The organism is Hyphomicrobium sp. (assembly GCF_035687085.1).
Taxonomy (GTDB): domain Bacteria; phylum Pseudomonadota; class Alphaproteobacteria; order Rhizobiales; family Hyphomicrobiaceae; genus Hyphomicrobium_B.
Genome location: NZ_DASRYS010000002.1, coordinates 292,928 through 310,045, shown reverse-complemented (window position 1 = coordinate 310,045; position 17,118 = coordinate 292,928). Strand labels below are relative to the sequence as shown.

General features: G+C 61.4%; 15 protein-coding genes. 5 read left to right on the top strand and 10 right to left on the bottom strand.

The window, feature by feature from the left end:
* Positions 1-22 precede the first annotated feature (22 nt).
* A complete protein-coding gene (locus tag VFG26_RS01865; RefSeq protein WP_325021619.1) occupies positions 23-1,267 on the bottom strand; it encodes a tetratricopeptide repeat-containing protein in 1,245 nt (414 codons plus the stop codon).
* A gap of 404 nt (positions 1,268-1,671) precedes the next feature.
* On the opposite strand from VFG26_RS01865, the gene VFG26_RS01860 reads away from it, so the two are divergent.
* The 3 genes from VFG26_RS01860 (at position 1,672) to VFG26_RS01850 (ending at position 4,669) form a co-directional block, all read left to right on the top strand.
* Positions 1,672-2,058 (top strand): hypothetical protein, encoded by a 387-nt coding sequence (locus tag VFG26_RS01860; RefSeq protein WP_325021617.1) that lies wholly within the window; start codon positions 1,672-1,674, stop codon positions 2,056-2,058.
* Between the two features lie 162 nt (positions 2,059-2,220).
* Positions 2,221-3,369, top strand: a complete 1,149-nt coding sequence (locus VFG26_RS01855; RefSeq protein ID WP_325021615.1) for a GNAT family N-acetyltransferase — start codon at positions 2,221-2,223, stop codon at positions 3,367-3,369.
* A gap of 244 nt (positions 3,370-3,613) precedes the next feature.
* A complete protein-coding gene (locus VFG26_RS01850) occupies positions 3,614-4,669 on the top strand; it encodes a glycosyltransferase (RefSeq protein ID WP_325021613.1) in 1,056 nt (351 codons plus the stop codon).
* Positions 4,670-4,681: 12 nt separating this feature from the next.
* Here VFG26_RS01850 and VFG26_RS01845 read toward each other — a convergent pair whose 3' ends face one another.
* The gene (locus tag VFG26_RS01845) at positions 4,682-6,115 is read right to left on the bottom strand and encodes a lipopolysaccharide biosynthesis protein (RefSeq protein WP_325021611.1); all 1,434 of its coding nucleotides are present in this window, start codon (positions 6,113-6,115) and stop codon (positions 4,682-4,684) included.
* 140 nt (positions 6,116-6,255) lie between these two features.
* Between VFG26_RS01845 and VFG26_RS01840 the strand changes: the two genes are divergently transcribed.
* Both VFG26_RS01840 and VFG26_RS01835 read left to right on the top strand, forming a co-directional pair.
* Positions 6,256-7,437, top strand: a complete 1,182-nt coding sequence (locus tag VFG26_RS01840; RefSeq protein ID WP_325021609.1) for a glycosyltransferase — start codon at positions 6,256-6,258, stop codon at positions 7,435-7,437.
* Between the two features lie 4 nt (positions 7,438-7,441).
* Positions 7,442-8,251 carry a polysaccharide deacetylase family protein gene (locus VFG26_RS01835; RefSeq protein ID WP_325021606.1) on the top strand — a complete coding sequence of 270 codons (810 nt, stop codon included), beginning with the start codon at positions 7,442-7,444 and terminating at the stop codon, positions 8,249-8,251.
* Here the strand turns inward: VFG26_RS01835 and VFG26_RS01830 are convergent.
* The 8 genes from VFG26_RS01830 to eno all read right to left on the bottom strand — a co-directional run bounded on the left by VFG26_RS01830 (position 8,248) and on the right by eno (position 17,038).
* Positions 8,248-9,585, bottom strand: a complete 1,338-nt coding sequence (locus VFG26_RS01830) for an O-antigen ligase (RefSeq protein ID WP_325021605.1) — start codon at positions 9,583-9,585, stop codon at positions 8,248-8,250. The two genes, VFG26_RS01835 and VFG26_RS01830, sit on opposite strands and share 4 nt — an antisense overlap.
* A gap of 34 nt (positions 9,586-9,619) precedes the next feature.
* Positions 9,620-10,642 carry a glycoside hydrolase family 5 protein gene (locus VFG26_RS01825; protein WP_325021603.1) on the bottom strand — a complete coding sequence of 341 codons (1,023 nt, stop codon included), beginning with the start codon at positions 10,640-10,642 and terminating at the stop codon, positions 9,620-9,622.
* Positions 10,632-13,070, bottom strand: coding sequence for an exopolysaccharide transport family protein (locus tag VFG26_RS01820; RefSeq protein WP_325021601.1), 2,439 nt, complete (start codon positions 13,068-13,070; stop codon positions 10,632-10,634). The genes VFG26_RS01825 and VFG26_RS01820 overlap by 11 nt, the downstream gene beginning before the upstream one ends.
* A gap of 140 nt (positions 13,071-13,210) precedes the next feature.
* Positions 13,211-14,194 carry an SDR family oxidoreductase gene (locus VFG26_RS01815; RefSeq protein WP_325021599.1) on the bottom strand — a complete coding sequence of 328 codons (984 nt, stop codon included), beginning with the start codon at positions 14,192-14,194 and terminating at the stop codon, positions 13,211-13,213.
* Between the two features lie 43 nt (positions 14,195-14,237).
* The gene (locus tag VFG26_RS01810) at positions 14,238-14,756 is read right to left on the bottom strand and encodes a hypothetical protein (RefSeq protein WP_325021597.1); all 519 of its coding nucleotides are present in this window, start codon (positions 14,754-14,756) and stop codon (positions 14,238-14,240) included.
* 101 nt (positions 14,757-14,857) lie between these two features.
* Positions 14,858-15,157, bottom strand: a complete 300-nt coding sequence (locus VFG26_RS01805) for a hypothetical protein (RefSeq protein ID WP_325021596.1) — start codon at positions 15,155-15,157, stop codon at positions 14,858-14,860.
* Positions 15,158-15,259: 102 nt separating this feature from the next.
* Positions 15,260-15,589: a hypothetical protein gene (locus VFG26_RS01800; RefSeq protein ID WP_325021594.1), complete on the bottom strand. Its 330-nt coding sequence runs from the start codon at positions 15,587-15,589 to the stop codon at positions 15,260-15,262.
* Positions 15,590-15,754: 165 nt separating this feature from the next.
* A complete protein-coding gene (eno, locus tag VFG26_RS01795) occupies positions 15,755-17,038 on the bottom strand; it encodes a phosphopyruvate hydratase (RefSeq protein WP_325021592.1) in 1,284 nt (427 codons plus the stop codon).
* Between the last annotated feature and the right edge of the window lie 80 nt (positions 17,039-17,118).

The window sequence follows — 17,118 nt, the reverse complement described above, 5'->3', positions numbered from 1 at the left end:
AATCTCCGCAAGTAGAAGTCCCTCATGCCGCGCTGACCAGGGGTTCGCAGCGCCGTTGCAATGCATCCTGAAACGCTGCGAACAGCTTGCGCATGGCCTGCTTTTTGTAGGGAAACGTCGCCTCTGAATCCATCGAATGGACGATCATCGCGACATCGGCTTCGAACAGAAGCAGCCGGCCGTCGGCAAGCTCGGCGCAGTCAATGGCGAAATAATCCAAGCCGAGCCGCCGGTGCAAAGCCTGAAACGCAGACGCGTGCCGCACGGAGAAGTCGCAATCGAAATCACGCATCCAGGTGGCTTCCTCATCCCGCCGCTCGGCATGCTTTGCCATACCCGCGCTCAGGTAATGCACCATCCAATGATCGGAAACGGCGAGATGGCTCGCGAAAGCCCGGCCGTCGATGAACGCAATTCTTTGCTTGCGGAACTTCCCGTCCGGCCCGCTGTAGTCGACGAAGGGCGAGAGATAATAGTCTGCCTCGCAGCGGGCCTTGAGATAGTCGTCAAGTTCGCTTTCACCGGCAATTTTCTCCATGCCCTGGCCCGCATGTGTGCCGGCAGGACGGACGATGATCGGATAGGTCGCGCCGGCCATCACGGAAGAAAGCGCCACTTCCTTCTGAGCCAACATCGCCAGAACTTGCCGCGAAACGCTGATCGTCCGGGGTGCCAGAATTGAAGGCTCGTCGGCGAAAGCCTCGGAGACGCCGTCGCGGGTCAGAGCAGCAATCCGCATCGGCGCATTGTTCATGATCGGACCTGACCACCCGGTCAGAAGCCGTTCGAGCGCACTGAGGATTGGCTGGTTCGCCGGCGACTCGCCAACGGCGACGAAAGCCACGTCGTGCGGGGGAACCTCAGCGAGACTTGTCGCGGCCGCATCGGTGTAGTGCAGCAGTATCGTCGCGTCGGAATCTTCCAGAAGAAACTCGATCGGCGTGTTCGCCATGAAGTCGCCGGCCGTTGCGAAAACCAGAACTTTGGGCCCCGTGCCCCGCCCGTTCCGGATCTCGAAAGTCCTGCGAATGTCGAGCGCAGCTGTCTGCGCTTGGGCTGCTTTATCCGCATGCCCCAACGTTTGCAGAACCGTGGAGAGATCAAGGAAGGCTGCGGCATCGTTCATGTCGGCCGACACGCGCGCCATCAACCCATCCCAGATGGATGAAATATCTCGGCCCTCATAGAGATGACGCACGAGCGGCGCTTTGCCGAGTATTAGCCCATGCGCGTCATCCGCGTTGGGCTGGGCCGTCTCGTTCAGCATGGCTTACCTTGCAGGGCGGACCTGGCGTCCGCCATCCCGCGCCGCCGTCAAGCGTTGCTGCGAGCTCTTATTTTCAAGGACCAGTTTTCGCCTCGCGGCCTTGTGCCAATCTGACGGCGGCAAGGTCGAGCGAGCATTTCGGTATGACCCACGCGCGGGCCGCCACACCCCTCGTCCCTCAGGTCCCGGGTTGTCAGGCCGGCAATCGCGCGCCTCACTGCCGAGTCGCCAGCATGACAACTGCTATTTTCGCAAAGCTCCGCCGGACGGCATGCCTCGCGGGCGTCACGAGCGTGGCTGAATTGCCCTATGCAATTCCGCTATGCCCTAGTCACATTTCGCGAGCCTTCTACTTACGCTAGCCTCAGCGCATGACTCGCAGTCGACATAGGCGGGGTGTCTTGATGGAGAAGCACCACCTGACGAGAGGCTTAGCCCTGACTAGCCTGGCAGCCGCGGTGCTCGCCTCAGCGCTTGCCTCTTACCCGCACGACGCCTCGGCCAAGCACCGCAAGTCTCAACCGCAGCAATCCTCGAGCGACCCTTGCGCGGGCCCGACGGGCTTCGTCAAACAGAACATCGCCAAAATTCGAGAGTTGCAGAACTCACTCGAGCCGCGCACGGATAATCTCGCGGGCTGGATCCAGCATCTGCAAGGCACCAAAAATACAGATCCGGCAAAACTCGCGAAGATGTCCGAGCTTCGCCACGATGCCGACGGCGTCAATAACTTGCTGAGAGCGGGCGGCTGCCCGATGGTCGATATCGACCTTGAACTGAACCCGAAGTGAGCGATACCGGGACGCCGTAAGCCCCGCTGCCTGGAGCCGGGCAATGTCCGCCACACGCCAGCGGCAAATGACATCCCGAGAACGATCTGGCACCCAAACTGCATCCGTCAATGCGGCGCGGCTTCTCTTGCGCCCATCTTACCATTGAACGGATTTACTTTTTTGCCCGCAATTCTCAATTCTGACATCTCGGTCGAGATCGCCTCAACATGGGACACCATTTCCGAACGCTGGCGAGCGCTCGAACAACACGCGCAGGCGTCACCCTTTCAGACCGCGCATTGGATCGGTAACTGGTACGAAACATTCAGCGCCCCAGGCGCTGTCGAGCCCGTCATCGTCACTGTTGTAGAGCGGAGTTCGGGCCGCGACCTGATGATGATTCCGTTTGTGCGGCGATCTGAAAACGGCATCAGGCGGATCGAATTCGCCGACCTTTGGGTGACGGATTATAACGCGCCCCTTCTGCGCTTTGGCCACAACTTCCACGGCCGCTTCGAGCAAGAGGTCTGGCCAGCCGTACTGGCAGCACTACCGCCGGCCGACGTACTGATCCTGCGCAAAATGCCGGTGTCGCTCGGCGCCATGATGAACCCATTGACGACACTCTCCGCCGTCGAAAGCAGCGATCTCAGCGGCCATATCGCGGATCTCGGCGACGATTGGGGCGCATATGTTTCGTCGTTGAGCAAATCGGCCCTAAGAGAGCTGCGCCGCCGGACGGCGAAGTTTGCTAATGAACACGGCGGCCATCTCCGCCGTATCACCACGCACGCCGATGCTTTTGCGGCGCTCGATGTTCTGCAGCAGCAGCAAACGGCGCGTCTCGCCGCGCGCGGCGCCAAGCACGTATTCGACGATCCCAGGTACCAGGAGCTCTATCGCCGCCAGCTTTTACAGGGGCTGACGACAGGCCATGCCCTGATGTTCACTCTCGTCGGTGACGGCGAGATCGTTGCAACCTTCCTCGCGCTGAGTAACGGCAAGGGCCACCACACGCTCGTGCGCATGAGCCAATCGCCAGAGCCCAAGTGGAAGTCGCTGGGGTTGGGCAAAATGATCATCCACCGCGCCCTTGAGGTCCTTCACGCGGAAGGCTGCCGGACCTTCGACCTCTCGGTTGGGTCGAACCGGTACAAAAGCGAGTTCGGCGTGTCTGCCATTCCGATGGCCGAGCTGACGGCAAGGCTGAGTTGGCGCGGCGCGCCATTCATGGCCCGCAGAAAAGCGGTCACCTACCTTCAGCGAAATCCGCACCTCATGACGCTCGCCCGCTCGGTCGCCGGCAAGTTGCAGAGGCCTGCCGCCTGAGCTTCCGCCCACATCACCTTGCGGCCGCAAACTGGCTACTGACTTGCAACGGCATGCGCCAACGGCCCGGAACAAGCATCCCGAGGGCCGAGGGAGCATCAGGTTGCGGAAGAACTGGTTTCATTTTGGTACACTGCGTAAATCTCTTCTCATTGAAGCTGCTGGGGCGGGTGTGCACTCAACTTCCGATGTAGCTGAGCGCGAGGCTCACCGGCCTCGTAAGCGTCGTCGAAGCAAGGCTTCCGTGCTGCAGCTCGTCCACAGCAACGAGGGCGGCGGCGTCGAAGCCCTGGCGGAGATGATCGCCGACGGGCTGCATCGCACGGGCGCCGAGGTCGAGACGCACTTCATCTATCCGAGCATCGCTGCGACGACCGCGCAGAAGCTCCAGGGCATCGCCAATGCGATCCTGACGATCGTACGCAAACGGCCGGACACGCTCATCGCGTATCAATCGACCGCCTCGGTTTTGGTCGGTATCGTCGGGACTCTGGCTGGCTGCAAGACACGCATCGTGCATCAAACGGCAATGCCGGATGAAATCCATCCTGCGGTTCGCGCACTCGACACCGCCATGGGATCCGCGGGCCTCTACAGCGTCAACATCGCCAACTCTGCCGCCACGACACATGCCTTCGGCAATTATCCGCGGCGCTATCGTAGATATCTGCGCAGGATCGACCATGGATTGGATGCACTCATTGCCCGCCATCCCCGCGCCGATGTGCTGGCTCGCTATGCGATCCCAGATGATGGGCTCCTCCTGCTCAACGCCGGCCGGCTCTGCGATCAGAAGGGCCAGGAGCAGATCATCCGCGCCCTGACCTATATTGACGATGCGCGCTTGGTGCTCGCTGGCGGCGGGCCGAACGAAGCTGCCTTGAAAGACTTGGCTCGGGAACTTCAGGTTGCAGATCGCATCCACTTCCTCGGAGTTGTATCTCGAGACGACCTGGGCGACCTTTTGGGCGCCGCCGATGTGTTCGTATTCCCCTCCAAATGGGAGACCTTCGGCCTTGCCGCGGTCGAAGCCGCCATGTCCGGCATCCCGATCGTCGCTGCGGATCTCCCTGTCTTGCGTGAAGTTCTATCCAGCGGCGGCAAGGAACCCGTCAGCTTCGTTGCTCCGGACGACCCACGCGCATTGGCCGCTGCGGTCGAAGAGCAGCGCAAGAGGAACCGGAAGAGCGACGACGTTCGCAAGTTCGCACAAGCGATCCGCGCCAAATACTCGCGCAGCCGCATGCTGGGTGCCTATGCGGAATTGATCAGCGGCAACGAAACGCGAAACGCCGCCTGATGGAGCGGCCGGTCAAACCGGCCGCAGTGCTGCGAGCTTCCGCGAAACGAATTTCTGAACCCAATCGCCAAGCCCGAAGATGTCGTAGATCTTTATGACCGCGCACGCCCCGGCGCTGAGAACGGCAAACTCGATAAGAAGCGCAAGGCCATAGCTCACCGGCAACAATACAGCGGCGTCGGCAATCGCCGCCGTACCCAAAGCCACGCCCGCAATTCCGCAAAGATCGAGAACTGGAAGCGGCATGGCCCGCCAGCGCCGCGCCGCCAACGCGGCAACGAAGCAGCCGGCAGCTTGGGCGGCGAGCATCGCCAGCGCCGCACCCGTCGCTGCATAGAGCGGAATGAGCGCGAGCGCTGTAGCCGCCCCCACCGCCGCGGTTGCCGTAGAGGCATAGAGTTCAGCTGATGAGCTCTCGAGAAAATAGATCGCCTGCCCAAAGTAGAAGGCGCGGAATACGTAAAAAGCCGTCGCCAGCGTAAAATACGGCACGAGCGAAACGGCAGCATCGGCGTAATGGGCGCCAAACAGCAGCTTCACCACTTCGGGCGCAAAACACAAAATGAATGCCGAACCGAACGCGGTAATGAACGCATAGGCGCGAAACGCTTGCGAGAGAATGCTCCGCGTCTGCTGATCGTCGCCGTCGGTCGCGGCGCGCTTCGCATGCGGCATGTAAGATCCGGCAACGGCCTCCGACACAACGACAAGACTTTGCTTGATGAGATCACCGACAGCCCCATAGGGTCCAACGGCGCCGACGCTATCGAGCTTGCCTAAGAGAACACGGTCGCCGCTTTGTCCGAAGGCATTGATGCCGAAAGCCAGGATCAGCGGCGAGCCGTACTTCAGATATTGGCGCGCAATACCGGCCGAATACCGGGCCCGAATGCCCGACCAGCCCTCCCTGATGAGCGGTACCGCGGCGGCAATGTGGGCGGCGGCGACACCCGCGGCGAGGCCGGTCGCTGTGCCGGTCAACGCGAACAGGCCCGCACCGCAGAGTGGCACGAGAACCGCGCGAAGCAGCACGGCAAACCCGATCAGGTTCACTTTCAGGCGCGCGCGCGCAATCTCGTAAAACGTCTCGAAGACCGCAAGACCGATGATCGGCAACGTGGTTCCAGCGACAACGTCGGCACTGAAGAGTCCGGCCCAAACCGTTAACACCGCGATCGCGGCGGTAAGGCCCACGAACAACCCCACCGTTCGAATGAACGTGGCGGCGATGGCGAGCGAATTATCCACCGTATAGACGGCGAAGAACGACATCCGCAGCCATTGGAACGCAAAGCCGTAAATGATGTAGGCCGACGCGAGATAAAGCAGATAGCTGCCGAAACTCTCCGGTCCGGCAAGGCGCGCGAACAGCGCGACGGAGAGCAGGTTCAGCGCGGCAGCAAACACCCGCGTGCCGATATAGATCACAGCGTGTCGTAGGATCATTCTGGGAAGGCCTTACTCACGCTGCATTGCTCGATTTTGGGACGCGTCTCATTTTGTCTTTCGCGTGACGGCGGCAGATCAGCATCGGTTTAGGCATGCTTTTGGCATGTGCCGTTCCCATGATGCTTCATGATACAAACGTGAAATCCACTTTCCATGCCAACGTCGGCGTCTCCGTTGGCGACGCAACGGACATCTCCGGCCACGTCGCAGTAGGCGCACCGTCTCACATCGCCTTCTTCATTCGTGCGCTTGATGGCGGCGGCGCGCAGCGGGATGCCATCCTGCTCGCAAACGCCCTGACCGCAACCGGTACGAAGGTCAGCATCTTGACGCTCGTCCCCGAAGGCCGCTTGGCATCCCTCGTGGACGATAGCGTCGCCATCCATCACGTTCGGGCAAAGCGTCTCGCAACGGCCGTCAACGCGCTTCGCGGCACGATAAACAAGGTCAAACCCGATGTGCTCCTCAGCTCGGAAGCGGCGGCGAATGTCGCAGCCTTTGCAGCGGTCAGCCTTCTGAATGCGAAGGTCCGCCCTCGCCTCGTGTTGCGAGAAGTGACGGCTCCCTCCGTCGCGAAAACGCTGGATCCCTACTTTCAAAACCGCCTTGCATTCCGTCTCGCCGGATACGTCTACAGCCGCGCGGATCGTGTCCTGACGCTGACAGCCGGCGCGCGCCGCGACCTCATTTCGAACTTCGGCGTGCCGCCCGAGCGCATCAGCGTGATGACCTCGAACGCGGTTATTGATCCCTCAACCGCCGAGCGCCTTTCACGTCCGGAAGCCACTGCGACCGTCCGCCAGAGAGGCTTGATCATCGCGATTGGCCGCCTGTCGCCGGAAAAAGACCACCTGACGCTGATCGAGGCGTTTGCAGATCTCCGCAAGCATACCCGCGCGCGGCTCGTCATCGTCGGTGAGGGCCCGATGCGACCCGCGCTTGAAGATGCCATCGCGCGTCACGGTCTCGGTGATTTCATCACGCTTGCCGGCGCGTCGAGCGACCCGTTCGAATGGCTCTTGAAGGCGGAAGTGCTCGTCAGTTCGTCGAAGTTCGAAGGTCTGGGCAACGTACTCATCGAAGCGCTCGCCTGCGGCACGCCCGTCGTCTCGACCGATTGCCCCTATGGTCCGCGCGAAGTCCTGGAAGGCGGGCGCCTCGGCCAGCTCGTTCCTGTCGCCGATCCCAAAGCGCTCGCGAGCGCGATCGAACGCACACTCGCAACGCCACCGGACCGGGCCGCGCTGCGACGCGCCGCAGAAAAACATACAGCGCGCCATGCCGCCCGCTGTCTCCTAACCAATATGCAATTCGGGTGAGACCATGAACAGCATCACGGCCCTGAGCGGATGGATGAGCCCGAGAAATCCGCAACAACCCAAGCGGCTCACCGGATTATGTGCAAGCGGATCACGCTATCTCGCACGCGTGGTGCCGACGAAGCCGTTCCGGGCGAGAAATTCTCGCCCCATCGTCAGCTTCACATTCGACGATGTGCCGAATTCCGCGCTAACCAACGGCGCGCGCATTCTGGATCGGCATGGCATTCGCGGAACATTCTACGTCGCGCCCGGCACCTGCGGTCTGCAAGACGAGCATTGGACGGTCATTGATAGAGGTGGCGTCGCCACCCTAGCCAACTCAGGGCACGAGGTCGGCTGCCATACATACAGTCACGTCAAGGTGCAGACACTCACGCGCTCCGAACTCGCCCGCGAAACGAAGCGCTGCTTCGAGTCGCTGCGCGCTATTTGTGGGAGCGCGCCAAGCAAGAACTTCGCGTATCCGTTCGGCAATGTGTCGTTCCCGCACAAGTTCCAGCTCGACCGGCAGTTCACGAGCTGCCGCAGCATCTACACCGGGTTGAACTCAGGCCTCATCGATCTCGCGATGCTGCGCTCCATCGAACTTTATGATCGCACCAGCACCGAGGAATCCATCAACGCCGTTCTCGATCAAGCGATCGCGACGAACGCATGGGTGATCTTCTATACGCATGACGTTGCGCCCGGCCCGAGCTGGATTGGCTGCTCGCCCGGGCATCTCGAAATGGCCGTGAAAGCTGTGAAAGCACGCGGCATTGACTGCTTGGCGGTCGATGAAGCGCTCACCGCCATCGGAGTGCGGGCCTAGGCCCGCTTCTCTTCAGCGACGTGATATCGGGCGAGAAGATGAAGCCCGATGATCGCCATGAGCGCCATGAACCAGACGGGGTTGTTGCGTGAAACAAGAACCGTCTCCAGCGATGCCGTGAAGAGCACGTAAATCCACAGCCTAAGGAAATAGCGAAGCAGCGCCGGATTGTTCGAGACGCGCAGTGCCGTTCCGAAATCGCGCATCGGCTGGTAGACCACGAAGAGCAACAGCAGCAACACGCCGGGCACGCCGAACTGCAGGGCCGCTTCGAGATAACTGTTGTGAGAGTCCGTACCGAGTTCCTCCACCCAGCCCGACAGATCCTCAGGCTCGGGCCGAAGCCTGTCCCGATACATGAGTTCGTTCGTCCGCCACGGACCTGTCAGGCCATAGCCGAAGATCGGGCGCTGCGAAGTTTGCTCGACGGAGAACCGCCACAGATCCGTCCTCGATGTGAACGTCGGATCCGGCAGCACAGCGGCAACCAGCGAACGCACAGGTCCTGGCCAGCTCGAGCCGACCGTCAAAACGTTGAGAAGTATAACCGGAGACAGGATGAGGATGGCTCTGAGCCACCCGCTGCGAACACGGGCGACCAAGGCCGCCAACGCGAGCGTGACCGGGACGAGCGCAATCGACGTCTTGGAAACGGAGAACACCAGAAAGACTGCAGCGAGCCCGACGACCACCCAACCCGCCACCTTGTTCCCGGCCTCTTTGATGAAAAGACCCGTGAAGATCAACACGACCATCATCGCGCCGGCTTCGTTCTTGTGACTGAAAAAGCCGCGCCAGTTTCCGGCGAGTTCCTTCTCCAGCATGTCGCCGGTCGAATGGATGGACATCGATGGCAGGAACGCCACGCCGAAATAGCAGAGAGCCAGCACCGCCATGGCGGCGATCGCCAGTTGATTGGCGAACTGGCGCGGGCTCTCCGGCAACCCCACGGCCATGGCAGCGATCGTAATGGAAATGATCTCGAAGAGGCCGCGCTTCAGCCCTGTCGCCGGATCGCCCGAAACGACGTTCGTGATCAGCAGCCAACTCATGAAAGCCACGAGCGGAAGCGTCGCCACCTTGCGGAAATACGCTGGCTTCGCCACCAGCGTGAAGCCCGCCAAAATAATCCACAGCAACGGGAAGGCGATCTGGTTGGCGACATTGCCGCCTTCGAGCGGGCCGGCGAGATCAGCGCCCGACCGGTCATGAAACGGCTCGAACGAAATCCAATAGACGAGCAGCACGATCAGCAGCAGGAAAGGGCGCAGCAGGTTGACGGCATCGCTCGTGCGCCGCGTGCCTCCCTCCCCGATCGCTTCCATGGGCGTCATGCCAGCCAACCCTCAGGCCTCACGTCTGAGGCCGTCATGAACGTGCCAGATAGTCTTTAACGAACTGACCGTACTCCGACGGTGTCGCGCCATCGGCCGCGAGCAAGCGCGGTGTCGCGCCTGAACTGTAGCACCACGCCATGGAATGGAGCTTGAGCGGTTCCAGCACGTCTCTGACGAATGGAATGCCGAAGTCTTCCGGTGTTCCGCGGATGGCGTCGTGGCCATCCCGGCTGAAGCCCCATTCGGTCACGATGACAGGCTTGATCGCCGGCAATCCCCCGAGGCTGTCGGGCCAGCGCGAAGCAACGCCGCGATCTTCATTGGGGTAGCAATGCCAGGAATAGATGACGCGCGGATCGGCGATCAAATCGTCGGCGACGCCTACGAGATCATGAGCCCAACGCCCACCCGCGGCGATGATGATCGCATCCGACCGCAATCGAATCTCGGAAATCAGGCGCTCCCAAAGCGCTTTGAGAAGCGGCCAATGCTCACCCGTGCTCCGCCAGAGCTGGCCATCGTAGACGGGCTCGTTCCAGAGCTCGAAAAGAATGCCCGTATCTTGCCCGAAATGAGCGGACGTTCTGCGCCAGAAATCGATCGCCAGCGCTTCATCGGAAGCGAATGCATCGGGCGGCAAACCCCAGCTCGGATCGACAGGCTCGGCATACCGGCCCGGAAACCCGATCGCGTGCCAATCGATAATCACGAAAAGCCCGGCAGCACGGGCCGCCGCCACATCGCGCCGAAGCAGCGCGAACGTCGTCTCAGCATCCTGGCGCCAATGCCCCGGATGCACGCTGATCCGCACCGCAGAGCACAGCCAATCGCGCGCGAGATGCTCATAATCGTCAAGCGGCCGCCCGTCGCGAACGTAAACCGGATCGCCGACGCCGACGCCCATCAGGCGGATCGCACGGCCGCCGAAATGCAGCTCATTGCCCACGACGTCGAATTTGGCCGCTTCGCCCGCACCCACCGGAGTTGCAGCGGCCGAAATGCCGGCGGCCGCAGCCAGCGTCAGCATCCTCCGCCGGCTGAGCTCACACCGCATGCGCTTCAACTGCCGAAGACGCAGTGCTTGCGAGGCCCTTCGCGGTCAGGATCGTTCCGCAAATGCGGGGAATGTTGTCCGTGACGCCGTCGGCTCCCGCACCCGCAACAATCTCATTGGGACGCCCCGATGCAACGAAGAAGACGTCATGCGATTGATCGAGATCCGGCGAAAGCGCATCGACCCGCGCGTCGGCCACGATGACGTCATAGGAGCCCTTGGCTGCATTGAGGGCCGCGAGTAGCGAAGAGGGATTCGGATTGCTAACGATGAGAACGTCGAGAGAGGGATCTTCCGTTTTGATGATACGGCCTCTTGCCTCATAAGCCGAACGCGCGGCGAGCTGATGATCGGCCACCAGCAAGCGCGTCAGACCCGGCGTCCGCACGTCGCCATCGACGATCAACACCTTCTTGCCCTCGGCAACGAAGGCTTGCGCGAATGCCAGCGCGATGACGGGCTTGATCGGCACGCCATGTTGCGACACGAACCAAACGGTTCGGCCTTCGCCCTTTTGAGCACCGCCCAAGTAAGCCTGCAGCGCACGGATGTGATCGGCAAACGCGGTATCGGACGATTTGGCAGCCATGCGCGCAAGCACGGCCATGGCCGAAGTCCCTTCACGCAGCCACATCGTCTGCGCAGCACGCGAAGCCGCGCGCATGTCGCTGACAAACCGCCGCGAATTGAGCGAGACAACGTCCACCTTGTTCTCGCTCGCAGCTCTCCCTTCATCGGGTGGCACAGCATCGACGGCTGGCTGCTCGCAAGATTGCGCGGGCGAGGGTATGATTTCGACCATGCTTTCGAGAGGAACAGGGACAGGATCGCTTCCGGCCTCTTCAGATGGCACAGTGTCTAAGATCTTTGACGCCCGCGCCGGCCGTTCAGCCGTTCGCTGCAGGCGCTCGGCGAACGACGCTGAAACGGGCGCTTCGGCTTTTTCGGTAGGAATTTCTTCTTCAGCGTTCACGCTGCCGCTTGCGCTAGCGCTCTTGGGCGAAGGCGCGTCGGCGCCGTTGATAAACGCTATGAAGCGGCGTGCGAGGGGCCAGAGCGCCACCATGGCGCCGATACCCGCACCAACAATGAAACCGAGCATGGCCAGAATGACCCCGCGCGGCGGGAAGACGCGTGCGGGGAGCGGCATCGCCGAGGAAATGACGCGCACGTTCGTCGTGTTGAGGCGGGACTGCTCACGCGTTTCGCGCGCCCGCGCAACCGACTGCTGATAGAGCGATTGCGTGACTTCGAGGTTGCGCTCCAACTCGCGCAACTGAATCTGCGCCTGCGCCGCCTGGTTCATCTCGCTCGTGAGACGCTCGACCGACCGGGCAAGAGCCTGCTCGTTCGCTTTCGCCCGCTCGTAGTCGTGCCGGATGCTCTGCAGAACGCGGCCGATTTCGCGATCCATCTCCGACCTGACGGCGCGCTCCTGCTGACTAAGCGTCACCATGACGGGATGCTTCGGCATCAATTGCGCGGCAAACCTTGCGCGTTCGGCCGAGACGGTGGCGAGTTGCTTCTTCAGATTGATGAGCGCCGGTGACGCCATGATCTCCGGCATCGATTGAGGCGCGCCGCGCGACCTCTCCATGTCGTCGAGTTGCGCCTTGATGCGCTCGCTCGCAGCGCGCGCGAGTGCCAGCTGGTTGTTGGCGTCGCTCAGCTGCTGCTCGACGACGAGCTTGCCGCTCGCCAGCCCGAGATTGTTGGCAGCCTTGTAGAAGGCAATCTTCTGTTCGGCTGCGTTGACTTGGTCCTGCATGGCCTTGAGACCGGCATCGAGGGCCACGGCCGCGCCCTCGTTGCTCGACGACCGGAATTGCGCCTGGTCTTCGAGGTAGGCGGCGATGATAGCGTCCGCGATGCGCACCGACTTGTCGGGATCACTGGAGCTGATGGACATCTCGACAACGAACGTACGCTCGGGCCGTTTGACGCCGATCCGCTGCCGCAGCGTCTGCAGCGCCGCCATTTCCGGATCGCTCTTCTTGGGGGACCCGAAGAGCCCGGTCACACCGGATAGAGCGGCTGAGAGCACATTGCTCTGCGTTCCGTTGAACTCCGGATCGTTTTGGAGTCCCAACTTCGCAATGGCTCGTTTTAGGACACTGTTCGATGATAGGACTTGAACCTGGCTTTCGACGACCGTGATGCCGGAATCGGATTCCCCTGCGCGCGGCATGACTTCTTTGTCGAGCACGCGAAGGTCGCGCGGATCGACCAGCAATTCAGCTGTCGCGACGTACCGGTGCGGAATGAACTTGGCGCCTGTAACAGCGAGCCCAGCGCCCAATAGGCCGCAAATCACCAGGAAAACCTTACGATTCCAGAGGGCGGCCAAAATGACCACGGCATCGAAGCCGGCCGCAGCCGGAGTGTCGGCAGGCCGTTTCGCAACGGCCGCGGCGTGAGGACTATCCAAAAACACGTCTGTCTCCGCCCCCCAAAAAAAGGATCACCCTCCGCCGTCAAGCGAAGGGCCGATACCCATCAGGAGCAAACGATGTGCCAGACGTGATTACAGGTTAATGGCCGTTAAGACTTGTATGCGCCGCACCGTCCTTAAGAGCCGTAGCCCCCGATGATCGGCAGGATCTCACCCGTGATGTAGCTCGAGCAGCTTGGCGCCGCCATGAAGACGAAGGCAGGCGCGATTTCTTCCGGTTGCGCGGCACGTCCCATTGCGGCCGACGAACCGAACTTCGCGACATCCTCCGCGGGCCGGTCCGCCGGATTGAGCGGAGTCCAGACAGGACCCGGCGCAATCGCATTCACGCGAATCCCGCGGCTCAAAAGCTGAGACGACAATGAGCGCGTGAACGCGTGGATGCCGCCCTTCGTCATCGAGTAGTCGAGCAGTTCCTTGCTGCCTTCGATGCCTGTGACCGAACCCGTCATGATGATCGACGCGCCGGGCGTCATATACGGCACGGCTGCACGCGCCATGTAGAAATAGCCGTAGAGGTTGGTCTTCACCGTCCGGTCGAAATGCTCGTCCGTCAGATCGACGATATCGGATGTGTGCTCCTGAAACGCCGCGTTGTTGACGAGGATGTTGAGCTTGCCCAACGTATCGACCGTCTGGCGCACCGCTTCATCGCAGAACTGCGAACTGGAAACGTCGCCTTGGATCAACAGACAGCGGCGGCCCTCTTTCTCCACGGCCTCTTTCGTAACGCGCGCATCCTCGCTTTCTTCGAGATAGCAAATGGCAACGTCCGCGCCCTCGCGTGCAAAGAGAACAGCAACCGCGCGCCCGATGCCGGAATCGCCACCGGTGATCAGCGCGACCATGTCCTGTAGCTTCTGCGATCCCTTGTAGCCTGGAGCTTCATACATCGGTGCGGGATCGAGTTTCGCCTCTTGTCCCGACTTCGCCTGATGCTGTTCCGGAAACTTTTCCGGATAGTGGCGCACGCCGGTTTGAGAAGGTGATTTTGCCTTCGTGTCCTGTCCGCTCTGGGCGTCGATACGATCGACCTCCGCCTGTATTTCGCGGCCTTGCTCGGCAGCCGCTTCACGTTCTGATCGGAATTGCTGGGTCATCGAAAATTTCTCCAAGCTCTATAAAATGGGCGCTGCGCGAACTTCAGCTGCCTCCGCCTGATGAGCCGCCGCCGGATGAGCCGCCAGCAGAACTGCCTCGCGATCCTCCTGCTGCGCCGCCCCGTCCCGCGCCCGCTGTACCAACGCCCGGTGTTCCCGCACTGGGCATGCCGGCACCCGTGCTGCCGGAAGCACCGGCTCCAGTTCCGGTCGTCGGAGAACCCGCGTTCGCCGGCAAGCCGGGGTTGGTCGCGCCCGCACCGGGAGTGCCACGCGCCTGGGTATTCGCATTGTTATCGAGCTGCAGCCGTTGCGGACCCGAGCCTGCCGGATTGATGCGCGAGTTATTGTTTCCGCCGGCGGCGCTTGGCGTCTGCGGACCGAGAAGCCGGGAATTCCGCTCGCGCAACTTCTCCCCGTCGCGCTCGTACTGCTCCGTCACCCTTTGCTGGATGCGCATGCTTTCCGGCAAAGAGTTGTCGATGTTTTTGGTCTGCGCCCAGGCTGGAGCAATGCTCGCGGCAAGCAGCGCGACAGCGGAAGCGGAGAGAAAATATGTCATGGCCGGAGGTCCTTCCCTTTAGAAGGAAACACCCCCCTGGCAATGTCAGTTCCAGATTTTGAAAAGACAAAAGGCCCCGAATTCTCGGGGCCTCTATGAGGTTAGTTGGACGTATCGCCCGGCTTCTTGTCCGACGGCCCGTTGGTGCTGTCTTCAGCGCCCTTCACACCGGTCGCATCCTGCGAGGGGGACATGCCCTGCTCGCCCGAACTTGCACCGCTGCTGCCGGACGCGCCGTCGGCATCCATCGCCGGGCCGTTCTTGCCGCCAACATCGCCTTTCACACCGGGTCCCGAACTCATGTCCGACGCGGGTTTATTGTCGGTCGACGTGTCCGCAGCCATTGCCGGCGTCACGCCGAACAGAGCTGCGATGGCGCACGCAGCAAACATCTTCCTCATGGCGTTTTCCTCTTTATCGTTTTTGACTTTGCGAGGATTAAACGCACGCCTCTCCTGCAGCGTTCCGCTAACGTGGCGCGCCCGCGCGATCACATCGGGTCATCACTTTTTGATCGGCTTGACCGGCTTGGAGGGTTGTGTGGCGAGGCGTCCTAGCCGCAATGCTCCGCGATAAAGGAACCAGAGAGCGAAGAACGGCGAAAAAAGTGAGAGCAGAAGAACGTCGGATGTTAGACCAACGCCACGGCGCGCAAGGGCTAGCGATTTCCACTTCGGCGGTTCCGGATACTCGCCTGGAATGTACTGAGGCCGGGATTGAACATCGACGGTTCGAAGGGCCACCCGGCGATGGCCCCAGGCGCGACGCCGGTACCGGTCGATTTTTCTGGCGCGATCGACGCTGCCCAGAATTGCGGATCTTGTCTGACGCATAACGTTCCCGTTCATTCGACGAGAACGCGCGGAACGCGGGAGCGTTCCGGCGTCACGATACCGCGAGTTTACGTTATAAAAACGCCAAAATAGCGTGTCTGAACCGAGCTTGCCGGCGCCCATAGCTTAGGCGCGCTGCGCCCAAGCTACGGTTTCAAGCAACGATTACTGCGCGCGCTTCAGGATGGAGCGGCCTGCATAGACGGCGACGGCGCCAAGCTCTTCCTCGATGCGGATGAGCTGATTGTACTTGGCGAGACGATCCGACCGCGACAGCGAGCCCGTCTTGATCTGACCGCAGTTCGTCGCGACCGCCAGATCGGCAATCGTGGAATCTTCGGTTTCGCCCGAACGATGCGACATGACCGCGGTATAGCCTGCGCGTTGCGCCATGCTCACGGCGTCGAGCGTCTCGGACAGCGAACCGATCTGGTTGACCTTCACCAGGATCGAGTTGGCGATGCCCTTCTCGATGCCTTCCGCGAGACGCGTGGTGTTCGTCACGAACAGATCATCGCCGACGAGCTGAACGCGCTTGCCGATGAGATCGGTCAGATGCTTCCAGCCGGCCCAATCGTCCTCGGCCATGCCGTCTTCGATCGAGATGATCGGATAGCGGTTGACGAGATCTTCGAGATACTTCGCATTGCCCGCGTTATCGAGCGTCTTGCCTTCGCCCGCGAGCTGATACTTGCCGTCCTTGTAGTACTCGGTCGAAGCGCAATCGAGCGCCAGCATCACGTCTTCACCGGGCTTGTAACCGGCATTCTCAATCGACTTCATGATGAAGCTCAGCGCCTCGTCCGCGCTCTTGAGGTTCGGCGCGAAACCGCCCTCATCGCCGACGGCCGTGTTGTGGCCGGCGTCCTTCAGGTTCTTCTTCAGGGTGTGGAAGATTTCAGCGCCCACCCGGATCGCGTCCGCGCAGCTTTCCGCCGAGACGGGCATGATCATGAATTCTTGAATGTCGATCGGATTGTCGGCATGCGCGCCGCCGTTGATGATGTTCATCATCGGCACCGGCAGGACGTGCGCGTTGACGCCGCCGATGTAGCGGTAGAGCGACAGGTTGTTGGCTTGAGCAGCCGCCTTCGCAACAGCCATCGAGACGCCGAGAATGGCGTTGGCGCCGAGACGGCTCTTGTTCTCCGTACCGTCGAGCTGCATCAGGGCGTCGTCGATGCCGCGCTGCTCCTCGGCGTCCATGCCCGAAAGCGCGTCGAAGATCTCGCCGTTGACGGCATCGACCGCCTTCAGCACGCCCTTACCCAGGTAGCGGCCCTTATCGCCATCGCGCAGCTCGATGGCTTCGTGGGCGCCGGTCGATGCGCCGGAGGGAACGGCAGCCCGGCCCTCGGAACCGTCTTCGAGGACCACATCCACTTCCACCGTCGGATTGCCTCTGCTGTCGAGGATTTCGCGGGCGATAATGTCGACGATGGCGGTCATGAGCGTTCCTGGTCTATTGGTTCTTATCGGGTTTCGTCTGCGGGGGTTCGGCGCCCGGTTCTTAAACCCAATTATGAGTA